This window comes from Streptomyces sp. NPDC054847 (assembly GCF_053610925.1).
Map to the genome: position 1 here is coordinate 1 of NZ_JBSGZJ010000020.1, position 23994 is coordinate 23994.

Genomic DNA, 23994 nt, shown 5'->3' on the forward strand with positions numbered 1-23994 from the left:
ATCTTCTCGTTGATGTCCTCCACGATGCGCCGCACCGTGGACTCCGACGGTGCCCGCGCGATTTTCTCCAGGGCCTCTTCCGCCTCTTTGCGCAGCGCGAGCGTCGGAGGCAGGAAACCGAGCCCCTCGCGGTGCATCTTCCCCTTGATCCACCACATCTCGTCGTACGCGTCACCGGTGGCGGGAAGAGGCCTGCCGAAACCGGGCAGATCACGGAACTCGCCGCGCTCCGCGGCTTCGCGGATCTGTTTGTCGACCCAGGACTCGAAGCTGACGCCTGGCGGTTTGCGCTCGGTCATGCGCTCCAGCGTACGTCGCCGTCCTGCCCCACCGGGCCGGTCTGCGGACACCCGAATCGGCCTGTCCAGGACGCGGCTACGAGCCCGCCCGCCGGCCTTTGGCCGTGTTCGCCCCCGCCGGTATGGCCACTCACCGTCACGGGCGATCTTTGGGCCCGCGGAGGCGGCGGACCTGTTGTCGCCAGGACCCGCAGCGCACTCGGAACCCCTGGCGGTGGGGGCGGCGGCGCGACGCCGCGCGGCGGGCCCGCCTTGTCGTCGTGGGCCGAACGCGAAGCGGAAGCAATGGTTCCGTGACATCCGCCACAGCGGGTTCCGGGCATCAGGAGGGGGGATAGTAGAAGGCACGCTTGGTGACATAGGGTTATTTGTCCGTTTCGGTAGGGACATACCCCCGCGCGGCGTTCGATGGCCTTCGATCCTCCTGGCGCATGTGCCCGCCTTCCCGCTGTCGAAAGGGATTTGGCGGGGCGTCAAAAGGTCCGGGAGGTTCCGTGTGCGGGGCCAGCACGCCCTTGCGTCCATGGCAAGGGCGGACCGGGTCTACGACCCGCGGTAGTAGTTGCGCTCGTTGCCCTCCGTGCGCGGCCGTCCTAACAATGGCTGCCCCGCAAACGGCGCCGCCGCAGGTCGCACACAGACGGGCCCGGGCCAACGGATCTCGGTGGCGCTCCGCGATGACAATTGAGGTCACACATGAGCAAGCACCGCAGAACGACGCACTACCGGAAAATAACCATCGCCGCTGTCGCCGTGGCAGCCGTGGGCGTGCCCTCCGCCGCCATGGCCTGTATGGACACACAGGGGAGCCAGGACAGCCGGTCCCACGACAGATGGCAGAGTGCGCATCACGGCCAGCGGTGGGACGGCGACGAGTCGGGTCGCCAGTGGGACGGGGGCAAGTGGGACCGCAAGCCGGCCGGGCACGGGTCGCCGAGCCCCACCACGACGCCGACCACACGGAAGCCGGCCGCGCCGAAACCGGTGGCGCCGAAGCCGACCGCGTCGAAGCCGGCGGCGCCCAAGCCGGTGGCACCCAAGCCGGTGGCACCCAAGCCCTCCGTGACCAAGCCGGCGGCACCCGAGCCGACCGCGCCGTCGACCACCCCGTCGACCGCGCCGTCCACGGCGGCGCCTGCGTCCGGCGACGTGGCCCGCGTCGTGGCGCTCGTCAACAGTGAGCGCAGCAAGGCCGGATGCTCCCCGGTGACATTGAACGCGAAGCTGAGCAAGGCCGCGCAGGATCACAGCGAGGACATGGCAGCCCACCGGAACATGTCCCACACGGGCTCCGACGGGTCCGACGCGGGCGCCCGGATCACGCGCGCCGGATACAGCTGGAGCACGTACGGCGAGAACGTCGCCTACGGTTACGCGACTCCGGAGAGCGTCATGGCGGCCTGGATGGCCAGCCCCGGTCACAAGCGCAACATCCTCGACTGCGGGTTCAAGGAGATCGGCGTCGGCCTCGCACAGCCCGACAGCTACTGGACGCAAAACTTCGCCACGGCCCGATAGGCGCCACCGCGAAAAGCCGGCGCGTCGGCGCGAGGCCCTGCCGTGCTCGAGCGGCGGGGCCTCGCCGCGCGTCCGCGCCGGCGAATACCGCGCTGCCCGGCACGGTGTCCCCCGCCTGTGTCAGGACGCCCCGTGGGGCGGCGTGCTGAAGAACGAGACAGGGCGTTCCAGGCGCTCGCCGTCCAGGACGATGTCGACGGACTCGTTGTAGAAGGCCACCCGGTCCTTGATGATCGCCACGGCCGGCAGGGGATCGGGGTAGCTCCACGCGATGTCGGGCCGTACGTCGCCGCTGCCCGCCCACGACCAGTAGTCCGTGGCCACCCCCTTGTACGGGCAGCGGGTCAGCGAACCGGTCGGGGTGAACAGGTCGAGGCGGACGTCCTCGCGTGGGAAGTAGTAGCGGACCGGCAGGTGCGTCTCGAACAGCAGGACGGGCGTGCGCGTGTCCGCCACGACTGTGCCTTCGATCTTCACCTGGACGTGCCGGCTGCTGGGCAGGGCGTCCACCCGCTTATGGGGATCACGAGGGTGTACGAAGATCTCCTCGTCCTCTTCGTACCAGTGGTCGAGCACGTCCCGGCCGAACCATTCGAAACTGACGTGACCCGCCAGTTCCTCGCCGGGATAGGTCCAGGCCGCCGCCGGGACGGTCCCGTCGGCGAGCACGAGATCGTAGAAGAGCGTCGCGCCCGCATGACGCCGGGGGTTGGCCGGCCGTGCGGTCTCCCGCAGCAGATCCATGCGCACGTCACCGGCCGGAAAGGCGTACAGCGGTACGGGACGGCCGGGCTCCCACACAAGAACCGGCCGGCGGCTGTCCACGATCGTGACGTCCCCCTTCGTGGCACGCACCCAGCGTTCACTCGGCTCCCAGATCACGCTGTCGATCGTCTCGGGCCGACGTCGTGCGACCGGCACGGACGGCGCGTCCCGGTGGGGTGTGGTCATCGCTCTCTCCCTCCTCGCTCCGGCGCGGCCCGCCGGGGGCGATCGGCAACCGGCGCCTCGGTCCCGCGCCGTCGTCCCTGTCCACGCTGCTCCGGATCACGGTCACCCGCAAACGTCCTCTCCGACCCGAGCCGCCCTGAGCCCGGCCGACCGAGCCGGCCCGACCCGGCGCGCCTTCGGCGGCAGGGCGGAGGGCGGTTCTTGACTTGGAGTGCACACCAAGACCTAGCGTTGTTGGCACGGCCGCACCGGGAAGGTGCACGGGCGCCCCGGGCCTCCCGTGCCTTCGCGCCGAGCACCGGCCAGGGCTCCGGATAGACGCTGACGCGCCGCACAAGCGCGCGACGAGCCACGGACGCCGCGCCCACCGAACGGAAGACCAAGACCGCAACGAAAGGCTTCGACGAACATGAAGCAGCGCAAGCTTCGGGACCTTGAGGTGTCCGCCCTCGGTCTCGGCTGCATGGGGATGTCCGCTTTCTACGGTTCCACGGACGAGGACGAAGGCGTCAGGACCATCCAGCGCGCCCTCGAGATCGGTGTCACCTTCCTCGACACCGCGCAGATGTACGGACCGCTCACCAACGAGACACTGGTGGGACGCGCGGTCAGGGGACATCGGGACGAGTACGTGATCGCGACGAAGTTCAACTACCGGATGGACGACGCCGTCCCGGGCGACATGAGCACGGTGGGGCGGCAGGACGGTTCCGCGGAACACGTACGCAGTTCGATCCACGGATCGCTCGAGCGGCTCGGCACGGACTACATCGACCTGTACTACCAGCACCGTGTCGACCCCCGCGTGCCGATCGAGGAGACCGTCGGCGCCCTGGCGGAGCTCGTCGCGGAGGGCAAGGTGCGCCACATCGGATTGAGTGAGGCGGGGGCGGAGACGATCCGCCGCGCCAACGCCGTCCACCCGATCACGGCCGTCCAGACCGAGTACTCGCTGTGGACCCGCGACCCGGAGGCCGAGGTGCTGCCCACGTGCCGTGAGCTCGGCATCGGGTTCGTCCCCTACTCACCGCTGGGGCGCGGTTTCCTCGCGGGCCGGTTCTCCTCTCCCGACGAGCTCGACGCGGGAGACTTCAGGCGCAGCGGCCCGCGCTTCACCGGCGACAACCTCAAGACGAACCTCACGCTCGCCGAGAAGGTCAAGGAGATCGCCGAGGAGAAGGGGGTCACAGCGGCGCAGCTCGCGATCGCCTGGGTGCTGGCACAGGGTGACGACCTGGTCCCGATCCCGGGCACCAAGCGCCGTGCCTACCTCGAGCAGAACGCCGCCTCGCTGGACGTCGAGCTGACCGAGGACGACCTCGCGCGCATCGCCGCCGAGCTCCCCGAGCCGGCCGGCGAGCGCTACGACGAGGCCGGGATGGCGGCGGTGGACCTCTAGGGGCCGATGCCCGGAAATGTCCGCGCAGCACTGGCCGGGCGCCGGTCCGTGAAACCGGTGTCCGGCAGTCTCCCCGGAAACGTCACCTCAGCGACACCGCATGTCGTCTCCCGCCACCGGCCGGCCTGGGCCATCATGAGCCGCCATCGGACGACAGCAGTCTGCGAAGAGGTGAACCCATGGCAGGGCTCCGGACGGGCCAGGGCGTATTGCGCCGTAAGCCCATTGAACAGATCGAAGAAGGCGTTCCGAGCGAACAGCTCTCCAGAACGCTGGGCCTCGGACAGCTGACGGCCATCGGTGTCGGCGGCATCATCGGTGCCGGCATCTTCGCCCTGGCCGGCGCCGTCGCGAACGGCACCGCGGGGCCCGCGGTGCTCGTCTCGTTCCTGATCGCGGGCGTGGCGAGCGCGGCCGCGGCCTTCTCGTACGCCGAGTTCGCGGGCCTGATCCCGAAGGCGGGTTCGGCCTACACCTACGGCTATGCCGTGCTCGGCGAGCTGGCGGGCTGGTTCATCGGCTGGGACCTGCTGCTGGAGTACACGGCGATCGTGGCCGTCGTCGCCATCGGCATCTCGGGCTACTTCGGCTTCCTCCTGGGGGCGCTGGGGGTGGACCTGCCCGCGTGGATGCTGGGCGCGCCGGGCACGGGGGAGGGGCACCAGGTGGATCTGTTCGCCGTGGTCCTGTGCCTGTTCACCGCGTACCTGCTCACCCTCGGGATCAAGAACGCGGCCCGGTTCGAGACGGTCGTCGTCGTGTTGAAGGTCCTGGTCGTCCTGCTGGTGATCGTGGTCGGCTTCTTCCACATCGACACCGCCAACTACAACCCGTTCTTCCCGTACGGCGTCGGCGGGGCGTTCACGGGTGCGGCGACCGTCTTCTTCGCGGTGTTCGGGTACGACGCCATGTCGACGGCGGCAGAGGAGTCCAAGGACGCACAGCGCCACATGCCGAAGGCGATCATCTACTCGCTGGCGATCTCGATGGTGCTGTACGTGCTGGCCTGTCTGGTGCTGACGGGCATGCAGAACTACTCGGAGATCGACCCGGAGAGCGGCTTCTCCTCGGCCTTCGAGTCGGTGGGCCTGCCCGGTCTCGCGAACCTCATCGCGGTGGGCGCGATCATCGGCATCCTCACCGTGATGTTCACGTTCATGCTGGGTGTGACACGGGTGTGGTTCTCGATGAGCCGCGACGGGCTGCTGCCGCACTGGTTCGCGAAGACGCATCCGACGCGGCACGTGCCGGTGCGGGTGACGTGGATCGTCGGGGTGGGCTCGGCGCTCATCGCCGGATTCCTGCCGATCGGCGAGGCAGCGGAGCTGACGAACATCGGCATTCTGCTGGCGTTCGTCGTGGTGTGCATCGCGGTGATCGTGCTGCGCTACCGGCAGCCGGACCTGCCGCGGAAGTTCCGCTGCCCCGGGATGCCGTTCGTCCCGGCGATCGGTGTCGCGTTCTCGCTCTGGCTGATCACGTTCCTCGCGTGGCAGACCTGGCTCCGGTTCGCGGTGTGGCTCGCGATCGGCCTGGTGATCTACTTCGGCTACTCGTACCGGAACTCGAACCTGGCGCGGGAGAGCGGGACAGGGCAGAAGCGGCCGTGACACGCGGGCGACCGGGCACGGGCGCTCCGCCCCTGGTGATCCCTCACTGGAGCAGGCGCTTCACACGCTTCTGCCGTGCTCGCGGACCGCGATCCTGGCGAGCTTCGTCAGCATCATGCCGTTGCGGATCGCGACGACGTAGTCCACGGGGAGTCCGTGCATCCGGGTGCCGGGGCCGCGGAGAGGGTGCCAGTCGAGAATGACGAGGGTGTGCTCGCCCCAGGGGATCAAGTTCATGGCGATGCGGGCCGCGCCGAAGGGATCTGCCTTCGCCTCCAGTTCCAGCCGCCGGCGCGGTTCGCAGATGCGGACGACGCAGGTGTCGTCGAGGGTCAAGGAGCCGACCCCGACCCGGACTTGCAGACGGGCGCCCACTTCCGGCCAGTCCGGGTCCGCGGCAAGAACCTGCTGGGTTCCCGTCACCCACTCCCCGTAGCGATGTCCGTCGGAAAGCAGACTCCAGACCTCGGAGGGGGAGCTCAGGATCAGACGACGGTTCCGGGCCATGACGACACGCCCCTTCTGGTGAATGGAGGAGTCACGGAGGTGCCGCCGCTCATGGCTCCCAGGAGTCCGCGTCGGCCACGGCGTTCATACAGCTGCGGCAGTAGTCCTCACGGTCGCCGGCACCGTCCGATGCCGGTGCCGCGATGAAGATCCGCGTGCACAGGGTGTTGCCGTTGCCGTCAAGGGCATGCCACACGAGGCCACTGCCGGTCTCCGTCGCCACGTGCTCGGCGCACATGTTGTACATCGGCCACCTCCCGGTCGAACTTTCTTACGGTCCGACTCAAGAGAAACCCACGCCGGTCGAGGTGGCCATTCAAACGATCCGAACCGGTGAACCGGGAGATCGATGAGCTCTGGGGCGCCTGGTACGAGGCAACATCACCTCAGCGGCTGCTTCGGCGTCACCCTCACGGGGGATGTCGCCGTCCCGGCCAGCAGGTCCCACCGCTGGTCGGCGCCCCGTCAGCAGGCGACCCGCCCCACGGACGCGGTCCCGGCCGCGGATGCCGGCGGCTTCGGCGCCGAGGGGCCCCGGCACGGGGCCGTTGACGGTCGACGAGAGCGTCCGCCGTCTGTTGCGGTGGACCGCGCCTCCCTGGGATCCACCCAGTGGATCAGTTCCCGCGGACTCTCGGTAACGTCAGGGTATGAGTCATCCCCATCCCGAATTGAAAGCCGCTCCTCCGCTGCCGGCAGGAGGACTGAGGGTCGTCGCGCTGGGCGGACTGGGCGAGATCGGCCGCAACATGACGGTGTTCGAGCACGCCGGAAAGCTGCTGATCGTCGACTGCGGCGTCCTGTTCCCCGAGGAGACACAGCCCGGGGTGGACGTGATCCTTCCGGACTTCACCTCCATCCGCGACCGCCTGGACGACATCGTGGGCATCGTCCTCACGCATGGGCACGAGGACCACATCGGGGGCGTGCCCTATCTCTTGCGCGAGCGGTCCGACATTCCCGTCGTCGGTTCGAAGCTGACCCTGGCCTTCCTGGAGGCCAAGCTGAAGGAACACGGCATCAGGCCGCGCACGGTGCGCGTCCGCGAGGGCGACAGGCGCGGGTTCGGTCCCTTCGACTGCGAGTTCGTCGCCGTCAACCACTCCATCCCGGACTCGCTCGCCGTGGCGATCCGCACCAGTGCCGGCATGGTGCTGCACACCGGTGACTTCAAGATGGACCAGTTCCCCCTGGACGACCGCATCACCGACCTGCGCGCCTTCGCCCGGCTCGGTGAGGAGGGTGTGGACCTGTTCCTCACCGACTCCACGAACGCCGAGGTGCCCGGCTTCACCACGTCCGAACGCGAGTTGAACCCGGCCATCGAGCAGGTCCTGCGCACCGCACCGCGGCGCGTGATCGTCTCCAGCTTCGCCAGCCATGTGCACCGCATCCAGCAGGTGCTCGACGCCGCGCACCAGCACGGGCGCAAGGTCGCCTTCGTGGGCCGGTCGATGGTCCGCAACATGGGCATCGCCCGTGACCTGGGCTATCTGAAGGTCCCCTCCGGCCTCATCGTGGGCATGAAGGACCTGGAACAGCTGCCGGACCATCAGATCACCCTGGTGTGCACCGGATCGCAGGGCGAGCCGATGGCGGCGCTGTCCCGGATGGCCAACCGCGACCACGTGATCCGGATCGGCAAGGGCGACACCGTGCTGCTCGCCAGCTCTCTGATCCCCGGCAACGAGACCGCCATCTACCGGGTCATCAACGGGCTGACCAGGTGGGGAGCGAACGTCGTCCACAAGGGCAACGCCAAGGTGCATGTCTCCGGGCACGCCAGCGCCGGTGAACTCGTGTACTGCTACAACATCGTCAAGCCCCGCAACGTCATGCCCGTGCACGGCGAATGGAAGCATCTGCGGGCCAACGCCGACCTGGCGATCCGTACCGGCGTGGACCCGGACCGCGTGGTGATCGCCGAGGACGGTGTCGTCGTCGACCTGGTCGACGGGCGCGCCTCGATCACCGGCAAGGTGCCCGCGGGCAACGTCTACGTGGACGGTATGACGGTCGGCGGCGCCACGGAAGCATCGCTCAAGGACCGCCTCACCCTCGCGGAGGAGGGCGTGGTGACGGTGGTCGCGATCGTGGACGCCGACACCGGGGCGCTCGCGGAGGCACCGGACTTCCTGGCCCGCGGGTTCGTCCACGACGACACCACATTCGAGCCCGTCGTCCCGGTGATCGAGAAGACCCTCGCCAAGGCGGCGGAGGAAGGCGTCGGCGACGCCCACCAGCTCGAACAGCTCATCGCCCGCGCGGTCGCCAATTGGGCCTTCCGCACCTACCGCCGCAAGCCCCTCATCATCCCAGTGATCATCGACGCCTGACCGGCGCCGAGCGCGGGTTACGGGCGGCGAACCGCCCGCAACCTGGCCGGTTCCCTGCTGCGGGGCCGATATGAACCGCCCGGCCCGGCCGCCGGCAACGAAGAAGGGGAGCAGGGATGAGCGCGCGTTTCGCCGAGCTCGACTGGAAGCCGACGCCGATGGGCGACATCTCTCTGCGGCGCCGGCGGGATCCGCGGTCGGGTGAGGACGTGTACGAGGTGAAGCTCGGCGACGAATACCTCATGTCCAGCCTGTTCACAGCGGGCGAGATCGCGCTGGCCCGCCTCGGCCTGGCGGCTCTTCCCGAGACCGGACTGGACGTGGCCGTCGGCGGTCTCGGCCTGGGACACACCGCACGGGCCGCCCTCGACGACGCCCGGGTGCGCTCGCTGATCGTGGTGGACGCGCTCGCCGAAGTGATCGGCTGGCACGAGCGCGGCCTCGTACCACTGGGGCGCGGCCTGGTGGAGGATCCTCGCTGCCGGCTGGTCCACGGTGACTTCTTCGCCGGCGTCGTCGGGGGAGGTGGCTTCGACCCGGAAGACCCGGACCGCCGTTTCCACGCCGTCCTGCTCGACATCGACCATTCGCCCCGTCAGGTCCTGCACCCCCGCCACGAGGCGCTCTACGGGCCCGACGGAATGCGCGCCCTGGCCGGCCGTCTGCTGCCCGGCGGCGCCTTCGCCCTGTGGTCCAACGATCCGCCCGACGAGCGCTTTTGCGCCGTGCTGGCGGACACGTTCGCCGAGTCCGAAGCCCATGTCGTCCCGTTCGACAATCCGCTGCAGCACGGCACTGCCGCCAACACGGTCTACGTCGCACGGAAGGGAGCTGCCGGGCCGTAGACGGCGGGAGCAGGCGACCCGAGGTCCGTCGAGGCGGGCGCTCGGCGCCGCGGTGCGACGACTCACCCAGTGGAACGACCTCCCGGGCCCATCGTGGGCCCGGTCCGGTCCATGCGTGGCGCGGCTGCGAATGCGCGTTCGTCGCGCCGAGCTGAAGCTGGTAGGTGGGCGACGGCGTGACGTACTCGAGCGCTGGCATGTGCGAGAGCGCTCAGAGAGGCGGCGCGGCTGATCAGTCAGGCGCGAGGTACGGCTGCCGACATGCTCGCCCGGTCCGGAATCGACCCGGCTCCCGTGTCACATGGGTCCTTGGAATTCTGCCTCGGGGTGGAGTCGCCCGGCCCTCCGATCCGAACCTGCGGATGCCCGGGATTCCGTGGCGACTCCGACTTCTGCTTCAGCCAGTACCAGGACTTCACGGGGCCGGACCTCGGCGCAGGAGCGATCATCAGCATCTGCGGGCACCCGCGGGAGGCCCACGAGGCGATCTGACGACGCCCGGTCGACGTCCCGCATCGCGACGCCGGTCCGCGGGCCCCCCGTTGACGTTCCGGACAGTGATCCCCTGATCGAGGGACGAAGGACTCCCGGCCTGCAGCGGGCGCCGCGGCGGACCACGTGCCGTCCACCGGCTCAGTGCACCCTCGCGAGGCCACCGGCGATCGCGGCGAGCAGGGTGTCGCCGGGGGTGGCGGAGTCCGCGGCCCAGCAGATGTAGCCGTCGGGACGGACGAGCAGGGCAGCAGCGCCCAGGTCATCGGCGCATGTGGCACGTACGAGGTCGATCCGTGGCGGGAGCCGGAGGTCGTCCGGGACGGTTCCGGCCAGGTCGAGCAGGACGGCGTGGCCCGGGCCGAACAGCGCCGACAGCCGCGTGGGTCCGGTTTCGGTCACCAGGTCGGCGTCCGGCACGCGTTGGCCGATGAGCGGATGCTCCCCGGACATCTCGTAGCGCAGCGAGAGGCCCGACACCAGCCCTGCCAGACGGCGGTTCGTGTCGGGCAGCCTCAGCAGGTCGATGAAGATGTCACGCAGGGCGGCCACGTCCTCGCTCGGGTTCGGATCTGCCAGGACCCGCTGGGCCGACGTGTGACGCAGGACCTGAGCCCCGACCGGATGCCGTTCGGCGTGGTAGCTGTCCAGCAAGCCGCTCGGCGCCCTGTCCTGGACGACCGCGGCCAGCTTCCAGCCGAGGTTGAACGCGTCCTGTATGCCGAGATTGAGCCCCTGGCCGCCCAGCGGCGGGTGGATGTGTGCGGCGTCGCCCCCGAACAGGACACGGCCCGTGCGGTACTGCTCCACTTGTCGAGTGGCGTCGGTGAACCGGGAGGCGTTCTCCACGGCACCGAGGGTGGTCTCAGGGCCGTACACCGCCTGCAGCGCGGTGGTGATCTCCTCGGGGGTGACGGGGACGTCGCGGGTGGTGTCCTTCCGATCCGCGCGCCCGAAGGTGATCCGGTACCGGTCGTCGCCGAGAGGGACCAGCATGGCCCAGTAACCACCCGCATGACGGGTCAGGTTGCTCATGTGCCCCATCTGCTGCGGCACGAGCGACGAAACGGCGGACAGGCGGATGTCTGCCAGGACCGCCTGATGCGTGCCGGGCCTGCCGGGAAACGGCAGGCCGAGCAGTTTCCGCACCGTACTGTGGCCACCGTCGCACGCCGCCAGGTAGCGAGCCCGCACCCGCAGCCCGCCCGCCGTCACGACCACGCCGTCGTCGTCCGAGTCGACCCCTGAGACGGCGGTGCCGCGCAGAACCCGCGCGCCGGCGGCGATCGCGCGCTCTTCGAGCACTTCCTCGATCTCCCACTGAGGGATCGCGATCGGGAAGGGGTGCCTGGTCCGCCAGGGTGTGCAGTCCAGCGGCACGGGCAGGGCCGCGAAGTGCCCGCCCGCCGGCTCACCGGGCAAGGCCCGCGGCAGCAACGGGGCCAGCAGCCCGCGCGACTCCAGCAGCTCGGCGGTACGGGGCTGGATCCCACCGCCCTTCACTTGTTCGACGCGCTGATGCAGCTGCTCCAGCACCAGGGTCTCGACCCCGGCGAGAGCCAATTCGTAGGCCAGCATCAGCCCGGTCGGGCCGGCGCCCGCGACGACGACCTCGGTCTCGATCTCGGTCAACACCTTCACTCCGTCCATTTTCTAACCCTGGGGTAAATGTATACCAGGTGCAGAAATGCCTTCGGTAACTCTTTGTTACGATGTCGTCGTGGACGGCAAGCCAGGGCTACGGGAACGAAAGAAGCAGCGGACCCACGCGGCGATCTCCGACGCGGCGATCACGCTTTTCCTCGAACACGGCTTCAATCAGGTCTCCGTGGCCCAAGTGGCCGAAGCGGCCGAGGTGTCCAAGCGCACCCTCTTCGCCTACTTCCCCACGAAGGAAGACCTCGTGGTGCATCGCCTCGCCGACCACGAGACCGAGATCGCCCGCGTCGTGCGGGCCCGCCCGCCCGGAACCGCCCCGCTCACCGCGGTGCGCGAGCACTTCCTCGACGGGCTGCGGGAGCGGGACCCCATCACCGGGCTCAACGACCACCCCCAGGTGCGGAGGGTCCACCGGATGATCCTCGACGCGCCCTCGCTGGTGGCCCGGATGGAACGGTTCAAGACCGGCGCCGAACGCGCACTCACCCAGGCGCTGCGGGAAACCGCCGACATTCCGGAACTCACGGCACGGTTGGCCGCCGTCCAGATCGTCGCGGTCCACTGGGCGCTGGCACAGGACAACGCCGAGCGCCTGGCGCACGGGGAGCCGGCCGACGAGCGCTACCCGGGTGCGGTGACCGACGCGGAACACGCCTTCGCGCTCCTGGAGAACGGATTGAGGCTCCTGCCCTGACCGGCGGCCGCGAAGCCTCCAGCCGCCCGGCGTCGGCATCGCCACGTGCCGCAGCCGGCGGAACGGCCACCGCCGGTGCGCACTGCGAACCGGAGGCAGTCGAAGATCCGGGCAGCGTCTGGCTGCCCTCTACCTGGACCAAGTGGTCGGCTCCGTATCCTTCGGGGGTGACGTGAGGTCAGGCGGAGGCCGCTTGGAGAAGGGCTTCGGCTGCGGCGGTGCGGGCGTAGAGAACGGAGCGGCCGGCGCGGTGGGCGCTGACCAGGCCCGCGTTGCGTAGCGCGGTGAGGTATTGGGACACCCCTGCGGGGGAGAGTCCGGTGCGGTGGGCCAGTTGTGTGGTGGAGGCCGGCATCTCCAACTCGGTCAGCAGCAGGGTCCGCGAGCGGCCCAGTACGGCGGAGAGGGTGTCGGCCCGGGGTGCGGAGTGCGGCTTCCATAGTGTGCCGATACCGCGCGCCGGATAGGCGAGTTGCGGTGGATCCGGCAGCGTCGTTCGGGTGCGCAGTCCCGGTCCGGTGAAGACCGAGGGGATCAGCAGCAGTCCTGTTCCTGCTGTCGTGCGGGTCAGCGGCTGCTTTCGGCGGGCCATCCGTAGCGCGTTGCCGTCCCAGCGCACGGACGTGTGCAGGTCGTTGAGGAGGTGGCCGGCGCCGTGCTCGGCGGCCAGGCGGGCCCGGTAGAGGATGTCTGCGTCCAGGACTGCCCGGATTCGTGCCCAGTAGGGGGCGAGTACCAGCTCCCAGTACGCTTCGATCTCTTCTGCGACCTTTGCCAGGAGGCCCTGTGGGTCGTTGTGCAGGGCTCGCAGCCGGGGGCCGAGGTTCCCCTGGTGGCGGGCCAGGTGGTCGAGGTCCTGGCGTACCCGGTCGGCGGGCGAGGCCCGGATCGCGTCCCGCTCTGCCGCCGCGGTGGGGGCCGGTGCGGCGGGGGCCGGGTTGAGGAAGTCGGGGACGTAGCCGCCGGTGGGTGGGATCAGCTCGCGGAGCCAGCCCCGGTCCAGCCCGGCGGCCACCATACGCGGGCGTACCTGGTCGGCCCAGGGTCGGTGGACCGGATGCGTAGTGCCGGATCTCAGCAGTCGGAAGCTGGGTGCGACCTCCCACATCGGTGAGACGGCGAACCGCACCTGCGCCAGATCGCTCGTCGAGAAGGCCAGCTCTGCCAGGACAACCACTCCTCAATAGATTCAGGCATATATGAATCAATGGCGGGCCAGCGTATCGTGCGGAGATCATCCCGCCATGACCACACAGACGATCACCGCGGCGGCATCGGGCACCTGGAAGCTCGGCGACCTGACCGTCAACCGGATCGGTTTCGGCGCGATGCGCCTGACGCAGCACGGCGAGGCGTTCGCGGTCAATGCCGTCCCACGCGACCGCGACCAGGCGATCAGCGTGCTGCGCCGCGCGCTTGACCTGGGTGTGAACCACATCGACACCGCCGCGTTCTACTTCTCCCCACTGCGCTCCGCCAACGAGCTGATCAACCAGGCGCTGGCCCCCTACCCGGACGACCTCGTCATCACCACCAAGGTCGGGCCGGGCCGCGACCCCTCGGGCCAGTGGCTGCCGCACGCCACCCCCCGGCAGCTGCGCGGCCAGGTCGAGGAGAACCTGCGCCAGCTCGGCCGCGACCATCTCGACGTGGTGAACCTGCGCATCGTCGGCACCGACTCCATCGCCGAACGCTTCGGCGCTCTCGCCGAGCTGCGTGAGGCCGGACTCATCCGTCACCTGGGCCTGTCCAACGTCCGTCCCCACCACCTCGCCGAGGCTCAGAGCATTGCGCCGGTGGTCTGCGTCCAGAACATGTACGGCATCGGCGCATCACACGAGCAGAAGGAGTTCCTGGGCATCTGCGCTGAACAACGCATCGCGTTCGTGCCGTTCTACTCGATCGCCGGCACCGGACGCGATGGGGGCGCGGCCACCGACCACAGCCCGGAGGTGCACGCCATCGCCCACGCCCACGGCGTGAGCACGGCCCAGATCCGGCTGGCGTGGACACTCCACCAGGGCTCCCACGTCCTGGCCATCCCCGGCACCGGCGACCTCGCCCACCTCGCCCAGAACGTCGCCGTCGGCTCCTTGCGCCTGTCGGAGGAAGAACTCACCGCCCTGGACCCCCTCCACCACGAGACGGCATGAGCAAGACCCCATCGTGCTCATGGCGACGTCAACCACGAGTACGGCCGCGGCGGTGCCGTGGCCTACTTGGCCGCCTACGACGTCCACCGGGCGAGAGTCTTCGGCCGCTGCGAGGCCACCACCGGCATCGCGCCGTTCATGGCCTTGGTCGAACAGGTCATGACCACCGACCTATGCCAGCGATCTGCAGCCGACTGGCCCGGCGACGCGATCGTGGCAGACTCCGCTGGGGCACCGAAGGACGCTGCGGGGACTGCCTGCACGGATGGTGCGGGCAAGACAGTGGCCCCGTCACGCCCGAGAACATTCGACAAGCTCTGCTGCAAGCACATGGGCCCGCGCGGCTTCGCCTGCCTGGAGACGTGCCGAGCCTTGTTCCCGTGCTGCAGGCCCTGCGCAGTGCGCGGGAACTCTCCCTGGGTGAGGCGCGGGCGCAGGCCGCGGAACTCGCCGGGACCGGTCTCATCGGCACGCTTGTCGAGATGGAGGTCCTGGCGATTCACCTTCGGAGACGGTGTCCGGAACAGGGGCGACGCCGTGTCCACGAGGTCAGCGGTGGTACATCCCGTACAGGGTGTCCTCATGAAGGCCGCGGGGATCACTCGTCAGGGTCGATGCCGCTGGCACGGGCGATGCCGTCCAGCTCGCTGTTGATCGCTTGCTGCTCGGTGGTCCACTGGTGTATCTGCTGGCGGATTTCTGCGAGTGCCGCAGGGTCGTTGGCGACTTCCGGGGTGACGACCGCGTAGCCGGGACTGCCGTCCGGGCCGGGCATGTCGATGACATGGTGGTCCATCCGCCCGGTGGTCGCGATCGCCATCACGGCCAGGAACTCGCGCTGGACCTCGCCTGCGAAGTTCTCGCGGTCGCCGGCCTCCAGGACGCCTTCGTGTCCTTCGGAGATCAGACGGCTCATCTCGTTCACCGCCTGATGCAGCGTCTCGAAGTCCTCCGGAGCCATCCGGGCCTTGACCGACTCCATGTAGAGCTCGACCTTCGCCATCCGCTCCTGCGGCGTCTCGTCTGCATCGTCGTTCATCACCACACCCTGGTGCCCACAGACCCGTCCGTCCAGTCCAGCCCCGCGTCCCTCGATGAGCCGGCGACCCGATCCGGGGGTGCGAGCGGCCCCGGCCGGGGCTCGGCCGGGGCTCCGCGACGGCGGGCGGTCAGGGTAGTCCGATGGGGGCTGCCCTCAGTGGATGACCGTTGAGCTCCTCACAATCGTTCTCGTCCCACCACATCCCACCTTGCATGGTGAGGTAGGGGCGCAGCCCGCGGACGTCTCCGCCTTGGTGCAGTGCTTGCGCGACCGCGTGGAGGAGGCCTGCCAGATCAGGCCACGCATCGGAGAAGTCGCCGCCACCGCTGTGTCCTGCCCAGCCGAGGCGTCCCGCGTCAGGGCCGGGACGCTGGTCGATCACCTGCGCCGCGCCGTCGGCACTCTCGGCCCAGGGGATCCAGAGCGGGTGCCACCAAGGCTCGTCCTCCCAGGGGCGAGGAGTCAGGCCGTCGTTCTCCATCGCGACGTCCATGCAGGTCTGCCAACGCTCCACAATGCCGCTCACTGAGAGCGGAGACTGCTCCGGCAGGACGGTCGCCCAGCTGCTCACGCCGTTGTGGCACTGCAGAGACTCGGCGAGATCACCGGGCAGCGGGGTGCCGAGGATCCGCTCCGCCTGCCGAATCTCGCGCAGTGTCGCCGGCGGGTCGAGGAGCGCGAAATCAGAGGCAACGTGCGTCGCCAGCCAGGCGTCGATCCGGCGCCAGGACTCCGACGGGGGCGGGATCGGCTGTGCCATGGCGCCATCCTGCCCCATCGTCGTGCGGAGCACGGCCGCACACATCACGAGGCGGCTCGGCCGCATGCCGCCCGGTCGGCTTTCGTACGTGCCCGGTCGGCGGCGGCAGGTGGCGCCCGTTGGGGTGTCCCTCCCCATCGTCGGCCCGGTACGGCTCGCCGGGTTGACGCGGCGCACCGGCCTCACACCCGGATACGGCGCGGCGCCATGCCCCGGCCATGGCAGCGGCGATGGTCGCCTCGCCACATCATTCGGTTGCGGTCGGCTCGCGCGCGTTGCCGGTTCACGGTGTTGTGGACGCGAATGCGTCCCGACGTTCGTCGCATGGCGGACATCGGGCGCTCAGCCGTGAAGGGACAAAGGATGAACATATCTGGGCCCGCAGGCGGACGTCGGCGTGGTGCCGCGCTCATCGCCGCGGTGGTCACCTCCTCGACGGTGCTGATCGGACCGGACCTCGCCGTGGCCGGCGGTACGCCGACACCGTCGGTGCCCGCCCCGAAGCTGGACTGGAGACCGTGCGCCGAGGACCGTCGCTTCGACTGCGCGACCGCCGAGATGCCGCTGGACCACCGCAACCCGCGCGGGCGCACCATCGAGCTGGCGGTCGTGAAACACAAGGCAACCGGCCCCGGACGGCGCATGGGCACTCTCTTCTACAATCCCGGCGGACCTGGCGGACCAGGAACGGTGCAGATGCCACAGAACTACGAGCGCTTCCCGCGCGAGGTCCGGGAGCGGTTCGACGTGGTCAGCTGGGACCCACGCGGAGTCGGCAACAGCACCGCGGTCAACTGCTTCGCCAGTCCCGAGGAAGCCGAAGCGTGGAGTGCGGGCAGACCGGTCGGCCTTCCGGTGGGCGAACAGCAGCGGACGGCCTGGATCACCGCGTACAAGGATCTGGCCCGGCGCTGTCAGCAGCGGGACCCTGAGCTCCTGCGTCACGTATCGACCGCCGACACCGCTCGCGACCTCGACCAGCTCCGCCAAGCAGTGGGCGACCCGCAACTCACCTACCTCGGGATCTCCTACGGCACGATCCTGGGCGCCACCTACGCCAACCTCTTCCCCGGCAAGGTCCGCGCCATGGTCCTCGACAGCAACATCGACCCGCAGGCCTGGACGAACCACGCCTCCGACGAGGAAGTCCGGCTCACTACATTCCTGCGCATGGGCGCGGACCTCGGCGCAGCCGGGATCCTGGACCAGTTCCTCGCCCTGTGCGGCTCCAGCACCACCACCCGCTGCGCCTTCTCCGCCGGCAGCCCGCAAGCGACCAAGAACAAGTGGGAGGAACTGCTGCGGCGCCTCCGGGAGCGTCCGGTGGGCGAGTGGACCTACGGGAGGACGGTCGCTGACGTGGTGAGCGGCCTCGACATCGTCCACCCCGGATGGACGGAGCTCGCCGGCAGGCTGCAGGACCTGTGGCAGAGCCGAGTCCCCGGGCCGCCTTCACCCCTGCCCGCGCCACCGGTCCCGAATCCGTACACCGGAGAGGAACAGGGCGCTGCGGTGCTCTGCTCCGACAGTCCCAATCCGCGTGACCCCGGCGTCTACCACGCCCTGGAGGAGGCCGCCGCCGTCCGCGCGGGCGACGCCGGACGCTTCTGGACCTGGGCCGCCGAGCCGTGTGCCACCTGGCCGGCCGTTGCGGCCAACCGCTACAGCGGCCCGTGGAACAAGCCGACGGCGCACCCTCTCCTCGTGGTGGGCACCAAGTACGATCCCGCCACTCCCTACCGGGGCGCGCAGGCCATGGCCAGGGAGCTGGCCAACGCCCGCCTGCTCACCCATGACGGGTACGGGCACACCGCACTGCTCAACCCCAGCAGTTGCGTCAACGAGCACGCGAGCCGCTATTTCGTCGACGGCACGCTCCCTCCGGCCGGAACCGTGTGTCGACCGGACACGCCGCCCTTTGCCGCACTGAAGCCGAGCGGCGGCGTTGCCACCGGCGGCGGGGCGATGGCGGCTTCGGCTGATGGCCTGGCCGGCCGAGGCGACGAGTCCGTCGGTTAGCCGTCCTGCGAGAGAAGTGGCGAGGTGGGGTGGAGTCAGAGCCTCCACCCCACCTCGTGACGGCCCGTCACCCAGCGGCGGGGTGCGGAGTGACGCGGCTCCTGCCCTCGCTGTGCCTGTCGAGGTGGGCAGCCGGTTCGAACCCCTTGGCGATGAGCCGGACGGCAAGACTCACTTCCCATGCGAACACGGGGATCGCGGCGACGGACCCCGCCACGGAGATCTGCTCGTACAGCCCGAACATCACTGCGGTCGCCGACGTGCAGATCAATGCGCCTCCTACGAGCCCCAATACGGCGATGAAGCGCGGGACGAGCCTGGCGCGGTACATCAACCAGGCCAGGATCAGCGAGTTCGCTCCCAGAATGACGTTGGGTCCCAAGAGGAACGTCCAGTCGTGGACGGCCATCAGGGTCCTGCCGGCTGTGACGAGCGAGGTGGTGTCGCTGTCCGCCGCTCCCTCGCCGGCCCTCCGCAGGTTCACGACCGACAGAACGCTGATGATGCCGACGATGATGACGGCGGCTTCGAGGAGGCGGGCGCACACATAGCCCAGCGCCGCCCCCTCGTTCTGCTTCTTGAGGACCGGAAACAGCGTGACTCCCGTGCCGACGACGGCCGCCGCGAGGACGATCTCGGACAGTGCGCCGAGGAGCACCCGTGTGTCGGCGCCAGAACCGACGATGTAGTCCGCGTCCCGCAGGACGGGGCCGTACAGCGCGAGCCCGGCGATCGCGGCGACCTCCGTGAGAAGGAACAACGCACCTGCGACGACTGCGGTCTTTCTGGCTGGTACCACCAGGACCCACCCCCCAAAGAAAGGTGTACGGCGTACACCGAAGGCTCACGGTAGGTGTACGCCGTACACTCGTCAAGCGGTGTGCGGATACGGTGTGCGGATGCGGCGGATTGTTGAGGGGACGGGTCGCGAACATGGCTCAGCAGGCGAAGGCGGTGCGTCGCACCCCTCTGTCCAGGGACCGGGTGCTGCGGGCGGCTGTCGCGCTCGCCGATGACATCGGGATCGAAGCCCTGAGCATGCGCAAGCTCGCGCAGGAGTTGGGCGTCGTGCCCATGGCCCTCTACAAGCACGTCGCGAACAAGGAGCAGCTCCTGGACGGCATGGTCGATGTCGTCATGAGCGAGATCGACCCGCCGGCCACGGGGGCCGACTGGAAGGGCGCGGTGCGCCAGAGGATCCTTTCGGCGCGAGGTGCTTTCCTCGGACACCCGTGGGCGGCTCAGGTGATTCAGTCGCGAAGCAGCCCGACGCCGGTCGTGCTCGCATACATGGATTCTGTGATCGGCATGTTCCGGACCGGTGGCTTCTCACTCGATCTGACACACCATGTGATGCACGCTCTGGGCAGCCGGATGATGGGAATCACGCAGGAGCTGTTCGACGCTTCGCCCGGGCCCGATCCGCAATCGAGGTCGGCCGTGCCCCACGAGGGCGGGGGCGAGTTCCCGTACGTGATGGAGCTGGCCGGCGCGGTGGCTCACGACGAGGGATCCGTGGTGGGTCAGGGGTGTGACGACCAGTTCGAGTTCGAGTTCGCGCTGGATCTTCTCCTGGACGGGTTCGAGCGCCTGCGGGAACAGGGATGGTCTTCTGTGGGCAGCTTGCGGGGCAAGGGCCAATGACGCGCGGTGGGTTGGTGGTGGTGTCGGGGCCACGAAAGGACGGCCGGGGGAGATGCGGCCGTAGGGGGATGTCGTCGGCAGCCGGACGGTGACGACTCGGTCGGAGCCGACGGACCGTTCGCCGGTCAGGGTGCGCGCAGCCGGATGTGACGACGGGTGATCGGCCGGCACGGGCGGGTTCGGCCGGCGGCGGCACCGTCGTAAGGCGCTCCGGCGGGCGTGGCGATCCGACGTGATGAGGCGCTCTGCCGGTCTCTCGCCGTCCGGTTTTGTGTCCGGCGGGCGTGTAGACATGAGGACGCCTGAATGGAACGCTCGCTACAGAGCGGGGCGTTCGCGTCCGGCGTTCCCTGGCCTCGGCCGCCTCGCCGCTCCGGTGCAATCCCGCCGGCCCTCGCGCCGGCCGCTTTCCTGGCACGAGCCGCAATTCCCGGCACCAGCGAGAAGTCCCCGCACAGCGCCCTCGCACGTCCAGATTCCTTGCCGAGAGGAGTTCACCGGATGAGGAACCCAAGCGCTCCGGCGGCACTGGCAGCCGTCGTCCTCGCCATGGCGGCGAACCTCGTCGCTCCCGCCTCCAGCACCGCCGCGCCCCCGGCCGACGGGCCGGCGGCGTTCACCGTGGACACCACGTCCGATGCGGTCGACGCCGACCCGTCGGACGGCCGGTGCCGCGCCGCGTCGGGCGCGTGCACCCTGCGTGCCGCGGTGATGGCCGCCAACGCCCGGCCGGGCAGCACCATCACGCTGCCTCCCGGCCGCTACCGGCTGACCATCCCGCCCGACCCCCGGCTGATCATCGGCGACCATCCCGACCCGACCACGGGCGACCTCAACGTCAATGCGCCCACCACGATCCAGGGCTCCGGCGCACGGAGCACCGTCATCGACGCAAACCGACTGGACCGTGTCTTCCGCATGCGGGCCGACACCCGGCTGTCCGATCTGACTCTCACCGGGGGATCGGCCAAGCAGCGGGAACTGCCCTTCACCGATACCGGTGGCGGCGCCGTCGCCAACGAACAGCACATGACACTGCGTCGAGTCGCCGTGATCGGGAACTCCGCCGGCTACGGCGGCGGCATCTTCAACATCCCCGACTCCCACCTGGACCTGATCGACAGCATCGTCAGCGGGAACAGCGCGGGAGAGGCCGGCGGCATCAGGTTCGACGACAGCGGCACCGTGACCAACTCGACGATCGCCGACAACCGGGTGACGGACCCCGGTGACCGCCCCGGCAGCCTCGGCGGTTACGGCGGCGGCATCGACATCCGCGGCCTGGGACCGGTGGAGATACTCAACTCGACCATCACCGGCAACCGTTCCAGCGACGGCGGTGGTGGGATCAACATCGCCCCCGCCTACCTCGACAGCCTGCCCCGGCCGATCCCCGACATCATCGATCTGCACCTGGGACGTCTGACCCTGCGCAACTCCCTCGTCGCGAACAACACCGTCAACGGCACGGCAGCCGACTGCGAGAAGGCCTTCGCGACCATCGCGTCGCGAGGTCACAACATCGACAGCGACGGCAGTTGCCGGCTCACCGCCGAGGGTGATCTGCCAAGCCGTACCCCGCTGCTCGGACCGCTCGCCGACAACGGCGGCCCCACGGACACTACTGCGCTGCTGCCGGGCAGTCCCGCCCTGAACGCGGCCGCCGACTGCCCGGCCACCGACCAGCGCGGTGTCGCCCGCCCCCAAGGCGGCGCCTGCGACATCGGCGCCTATGAGCACACGCCATGACCATGGCCACCAGCACCGGTACCAAGAACGATTCGACGGGATCCACCGGCCTGCGCCACACCCGGGTCCCCGCCCTCACTGCCGCCGCGCCCCTGCTGCCGTCACTCACCGGCCACGACCCCCTGGTCGTGCACACGTCCGACGGCTGGGCGCGCGGCCCGGTCGGCCGCGACGGCGGACGGGCCCCCGACAGGGACCGCATCCAGCTGGCGCCCGACCCTGTCACCCTCAACACGGTTTTCGTGACGGGCCATCACTGCGCCTTCCGGCAGCAGTCCTCCGCCTGCCGAGGAGCCCTGCGATGAGATCCACGTTCACTTTGGTCCGGGACGGGCGCCGCGCTGTCCGGCGGGGCCCGGCCGCCCTGGCGGACCGACAGCGGGAGCGCCTGGCCGCCATGGTCGACTTCGCCCGTGCCCGCTCCCCGTACTACCACGAGCTGTACCGGACGCTGCCGGAACGCGTGGAACACCCGGCCCTGCTGCCGGTGACACGCAAGGAGGACTTGATGGCGCGCTTCGACGACTGGGTCACCGACCCGGAGGTGACCCTCGAGGGCGTACGGAATTTCATCGCCGACCCCACCCGGGTCGGCGAGCCCTTCCTCGGTAAGTACCTGGTCTCCACCACCTCCGGAACCACCGGGCACCGCGGTGTCTTCCTGCTCGACGACCAGGCGGCGGCGGTGGTCAGAGCCCTGTCGCTACGGGCCGCCCGGCGCACCCTCACCCCTTCCCGGACCGCGCGGATGCTGGCCCACCGGATGCGGACGGCGCACGTCGTCGCCACCAACGGCCATCTGGCCGCAAACGCCGTCATCGCCCGCTCGCGTGCGTCCGGCCGCCTGCACGCTCGGGGGAGCCGGGTCCTGTCGGTGCACAGCCCGCTGCCCGACCTGGTGGACCAGCTCAACCGGTACCGCCCTGCGCTCCTCGGCGGCTACGCCGGCGTGATCGCGCTGCTCGCCGGCGAACAACTGGCCGGCCGCCTGCGCATCGCCCCGGCCGTCGTGTCCCTGGTGGCCGAGGGCCTCAGCGACCGTGAACTTCGGCGCGTCGGCTCCGCCTTCGGGGCGCATGTCGTCAACACCTACGCCTGCAACGAGAGCCTCGCCCTGGGATACGGCTGCCCGCTCGGGTGGCTGCACACCCACAGCGACTGGCTGATCCTGGAACCTGTCGACGCCGACTACCGTCCAGTGCCGCCGGGCCAGGAGTCCTTCACCGTGCTGCTGACCAGCCTGGGCCGGTGGGCGCAGCCGATCCTGCGCTACGACCTGGGCGACAGTGTCCTGTGGCGTCCGGACCCGTGTCCGTGTGGAGACCCGCTGCCCGCGATGAGGGTCCGCGGTCGCGCCGCCGACCTGCTGTCCTTCCCGCGCCGGGACGGCGGAACCGCCCGCATCGTGCCCATGGCCTTCGAGACTCTCCTGGAGGGCCTTCCGGACATCGACCGGTTCCAGATCGTGCAGACGACGCCCACGACCCTGCGGGTGCGTATCCGGCCGGCCGCAGGAGCGGATCAGGACCGATTGTGGAACGCGGTGCGGACGGGGCTGGCCGCCCTGCTCACCGACCACGGGACGGACCGGGTGAGGATCGAGCGCGCCCATGAACCGCCTGAGCAATCGACAGGAGGTAAGTACCGGGTGGTCATTCCCTGCCCGTGACGCCCCGCGACGGGTCCTCGGGCGGCGCGCCGTGAGGTGGGACGCCGTGGTGCGCCGCCAGTGCCAGCAACGCAACGCGCAGCGGACCGGTCTCCAGCGCGGCGGCCGGTTCGAACCAGCGTGCAACGGCGGTTCCGCTCGCCACCCTGAGTGTGAAGCGCGCCAGACTGTCCGCCACCTCCGGACGGTCACTCAGGCCGAAGACGGCGCTCACAGAGTCCGTGGTCCAGGACAGCAGCGCGTCGCGGTAGTGGTGCACCTCGGCCACGGCCGCCGCACTGGCATCCTGCTGCACCATGCCCAGCCCGAGGAGCAGCCTCAGCCCGTGCGGATGGCGCTGGAACGCGTCCTTGACCTCGTCGAGAAAGGTGTCGAGACGCTGCGCGACGTCGGTGCCCGGCAACTCCACGGGGGGCAGGGCCGCCAGCAGAGCGGTCCTGGCGCGCTGCAGCACCGCGACGTAGATCCCCTCCTTGCTGCCGAAGTGCCAGTAGAGGGAGCTGACCGGCAGGCCGCACGCGGCGGAGATCATCGAGATGGACGTGGCGGCGTAGCCGTGCTGCGACATCAGGTCGCCGGCCGTGTCGAGAATCGCGTCACGGGACCGCGTGCCGCGGTGCTGGGCCGGTGCCTGCGTCATACTGCCGA

At 69.7% G+C, this 23994-nt stretch carries 23 protein-coding genes; 13 read left to right on the top strand and 10 right to left on the bottom strand.

What is annotated here, in order from left to right; all coding sequences use genetic code 11:
* Positions 1–299 (bottom strand): DnaJ family domain-containing protein (locus tag ACWGH4_RS04380; RefSeq protein ID WP_453455432.1); only part of this gene is annotated, 299 nt, incomplete at its 3' end.
* Between the two features lie 696 nt (positions 300–995).
* Between ACWGH4_RS04380 and ACWGH4_RS04385 the strand changes: the two genes are divergently transcribed.
* Positions 996–1817 (top strand): CAP domain-containing protein, encoded by an 822-nt coding sequence (locus ACWGH4_RS04385; RefSeq protein ID WP_453455435.1) that lies wholly within the window; start codon positions 996–998, stop codon positions 1815–1817.
* A gap of 120 nt (positions 1818–1937) precedes the next feature.
* On the opposite strand, the gene ACWGH4_RS04390 is transcribed toward ACWGH4_RS04385, so the two are convergent.
* Positions 1938–2768, bottom strand: a complete 831-nt coding sequence (locus ACWGH4_RS04390; protein ID WP_453455437.1) for a DUF427 domain-containing protein — start codon at positions 2766–2768, stop codon at positions 1938–1940.
* A 409-nt stretch (positions 2769–3177) separates the two neighbouring features.
* Between ACWGH4_RS04390 and ACWGH4_RS04395 the strand changes: the two genes are divergently transcribed.
* Positions 3178–4167: an aldo/keto reductase gene (locus tag ACWGH4_RS04395; protein ID WP_453455440.1), complete on the top strand. Its 990-nt coding sequence runs from the start codon at positions 3178–3180 to the stop codon at positions 4165–4167.
* Positions 4168–4346: 179 nt separating this feature from the next.
* Positions 4347–5777: an amino acid permease gene (locus ACWGH4_RS04400; RefSeq protein WP_453455443.1), complete on the top strand. Its 1431-nt coding sequence runs from the start codon at positions 4347–4349 to the stop codon at positions 5775–5777.
* 60 nt (positions 5778–5837) lie between these two features.
* On the opposite strand, the gene ACWGH4_RS04405 is transcribed toward ACWGH4_RS04400, so the two are convergent.
* Together ACWGH4_RS04405 and ACWGH4_RS04410 are read right to left on the bottom strand one after the other, a co-directional pair.
* Positions 5838–6284, bottom strand: a complete 447-nt coding sequence (locus ACWGH4_RS04405) for an SRPBCC family protein (RefSeq protein ID WP_453455446.1) — start codon at positions 6282–6284, stop codon at positions 5838–5840.
* A 49-nt stretch (positions 6285–6333) separates the two neighbouring features.
* Positions 6334–6531: a hypothetical protein gene (locus ACWGH4_RS04410; RefSeq protein WP_453455449.1), complete on the bottom strand. Its 198-nt coding sequence runs from the start codon at positions 6529–6531 to the stop codon at positions 6334–6336.
* A gap of 403 nt (positions 6532–6934) precedes the next feature.
* On the opposite strand from ACWGH4_RS04410, the gene ACWGH4_RS04415 reads away from it, so the two are divergent.
* From ACWGH4_RS04415 to ACWGH4_RS04425, 3 genes are all read left to right on the top strand, one after another.
* Positions 6935–8620: an RNase J family beta-CASP ribonuclease gene (locus tag ACWGH4_RS04415; protein WP_441262537.1), complete on the top strand. Its 1686-nt coding sequence runs from the start codon at positions 6935–6937 to the stop codon at positions 8618–8620.
* Positions 8621–8736: 116 nt separating this feature from the next.
* Positions 8737–9465: a spermidine synthase gene (locus ACWGH4_RS04420; RefSeq protein WP_453455453.1), complete on the top strand. Its 729-nt coding sequence runs from the start codon at positions 8737–8739 to the stop codon at positions 9463–9465.
* Between the two features lie 192 nt (positions 9466–9657).
* Complete coding sequence (locus tag ACWGH4_RS04425; protein ID WP_453455514.1) at positions 9658–9957, top strand: DUF6422 family protein; 300 nt, start codon at positions 9658–9660, stop codon at positions 9955–9957.
* Between the two features lie 141 nt (positions 9958–10098).
* Here ACWGH4_RS04425 and ACWGH4_RS04430 read toward each other — a convergent pair whose 3' ends face one another.
* Positions 10099–11598, bottom strand: a complete 1500-nt coding sequence (locus ACWGH4_RS04430; protein ID WP_453455456.1) for an FAD-dependent monooxygenase — start codon at positions 11596–11598, stop codon at positions 10099–10101.
* Positions 11599–11677: 79 nt separating this feature from the next.
* Here ACWGH4_RS04430 and ACWGH4_RS04435 point away from each other — a divergent pair, with 79 nt between their 5' ends.
* A complete protein-coding gene (locus ACWGH4_RS04435) occupies positions 11678–12310 on the top strand; it encodes a TetR/AcrR family transcriptional regulator (RefSeq protein WP_453455459.1) in 633 nt (210 codons plus the stop codon).
* A 178-nt stretch (positions 12311–12488) separates the two neighbouring features.
* Here ACWGH4_RS04435 and ACWGH4_RS04440 read toward each other — a convergent pair whose 3' ends face one another.
* Complete coding sequence (locus ACWGH4_RS04440) at positions 12489–13487, bottom strand: ArsR/SmtB family transcription factor (RefSeq protein ID WP_453455461.1); 999 nt, start codon at positions 13485–13487, stop codon at positions 12489–12491.
* Between the two features lie 67 nt (positions 13488–13554).
* Here ACWGH4_RS04440 and ACWGH4_RS04445 point away from each other — a divergent pair, with 67 nt between their 5' ends.
* Positions 13555–14463, top strand: a complete 909-nt coding sequence (locus ACWGH4_RS04445; RefSeq protein WP_453455463.1) for an aldo/keto reductase — start codon at positions 13555–13557, stop codon at positions 14461–14463.
* 598 nt (positions 14464–15061) lie between these two features.
* On the opposite strand, the gene ACWGH4_RS04450 is transcribed toward ACWGH4_RS04445, so the two are convergent.
* Both ACWGH4_RS04450 and ACWGH4_RS04455 read right to left on the bottom strand, forming a co-directional pair.
* Positions 15062–15502 carry a hypothetical protein gene (locus tag ACWGH4_RS04450; protein ID WP_441262544.1) on the bottom strand — a complete coding sequence of 147 codons (441 nt, stop codon included), beginning with the start codon at positions 15500–15502 and terminating at the stop codon, positions 15062–15064.
* Between the two features lie 130 nt (positions 15503–15632).
* Positions 15633–16265, bottom strand: a complete 633-nt coding sequence (locus ACWGH4_RS04455) for an SMI1/KNR4 family protein (protein WP_453455466.1) — start codon at positions 16263–16265, stop codon at positions 15633–15635.
* A 363-nt stretch (positions 16266–16628) separates the two neighbouring features.
* On the opposite strand from ACWGH4_RS04455, the gene ACWGH4_RS04460 reads away from it, so the two are divergent.
* Positions 16629–18284, top strand: a complete 1656-nt coding sequence (locus tag ACWGH4_RS04460) for an alpha/beta hydrolase (protein WP_453455469.1) — start codon at positions 16629–16631, stop codon at positions 18282–18284.
* A 67-nt stretch (positions 18285–18351) separates the two neighbouring features.
* Here ACWGH4_RS04460 and ACWGH4_RS04465 read toward each other — a convergent pair whose 3' ends face one another.
* Entirely contained in the window at positions 18352–19083 is a 732-nt protein-coding gene (locus tag ACWGH4_RS04465; RefSeq protein WP_453455472.1) for a DUF4386 domain-containing protein, read from the bottom strand.
* Positions 19084–19217: 134 nt separating this feature from the next.
* Between ACWGH4_RS04465 and ACWGH4_RS04470 the strand changes: the two genes are divergently transcribed.
* The 4 genes from ACWGH4_RS04470 to ACWGH4_RS04485 all read left to right on the top strand — a co-directional run bounded on the left by ACWGH4_RS04470 (position 19218) and on the right by ACWGH4_RS04485 (position 23346).
* A complete protein-coding gene (locus ACWGH4_RS04470; RefSeq protein WP_453455475.1) occupies positions 19218–19928 on the top strand; it encodes a TetR/AcrR family transcriptional regulator in 711 nt (236 codons plus the stop codon).
* Between the two features lie 501 nt (positions 19929–20429).
* Entirely contained in the window at positions 20430–21677 is a 1248-nt protein-coding gene (locus tag ACWGH4_RS04475; protein WP_453455478.1) for a choice-of-anchor Q domain-containing protein, read from the top strand.
* Positions 21674–21982 (top strand): hypothetical protein, encoded by a 309-nt coding sequence (locus tag ACWGH4_RS04480; protein ID WP_453455481.1) that lies wholly within the window; start codon positions 21674–21676, stop codon positions 21980–21982. Before ACWGH4_RS04475 ends, ACWGH4_RS04480 begins: the two co-directional genes overlap by 4 nt.
* The gene (locus ACWGH4_RS04485; RefSeq protein WP_453455483.1) at positions 21979–23346 is read left to right on the top strand and encodes a phenylacetate--CoA ligase family protein; all 1368 of its coding nucleotides are present in this window, start codon (positions 21979–21981) and stop codon (positions 23344–23346) included. Before ACWGH4_RS04480 ends, ACWGH4_RS04485 begins: the two co-directional genes overlap by 4 nt.
* On the opposite strand, the gene ACWGH4_RS04490 is transcribed toward ACWGH4_RS04485, so the two are convergent.
* Positions 23330–23986 (bottom strand): TetR/AcrR family transcriptional regulator, encoded by a 657-nt coding sequence (locus tag ACWGH4_RS04490; RefSeq protein WP_453455486.1) that lies wholly within the window; start codon positions 23984–23986, stop codon positions 23330–23332. The genes ACWGH4_RS04485 and ACWGH4_RS04490 overlap by 17 nt on opposite strands.
* Positions 23987–23994 lie beyond the last annotated feature (8 nt).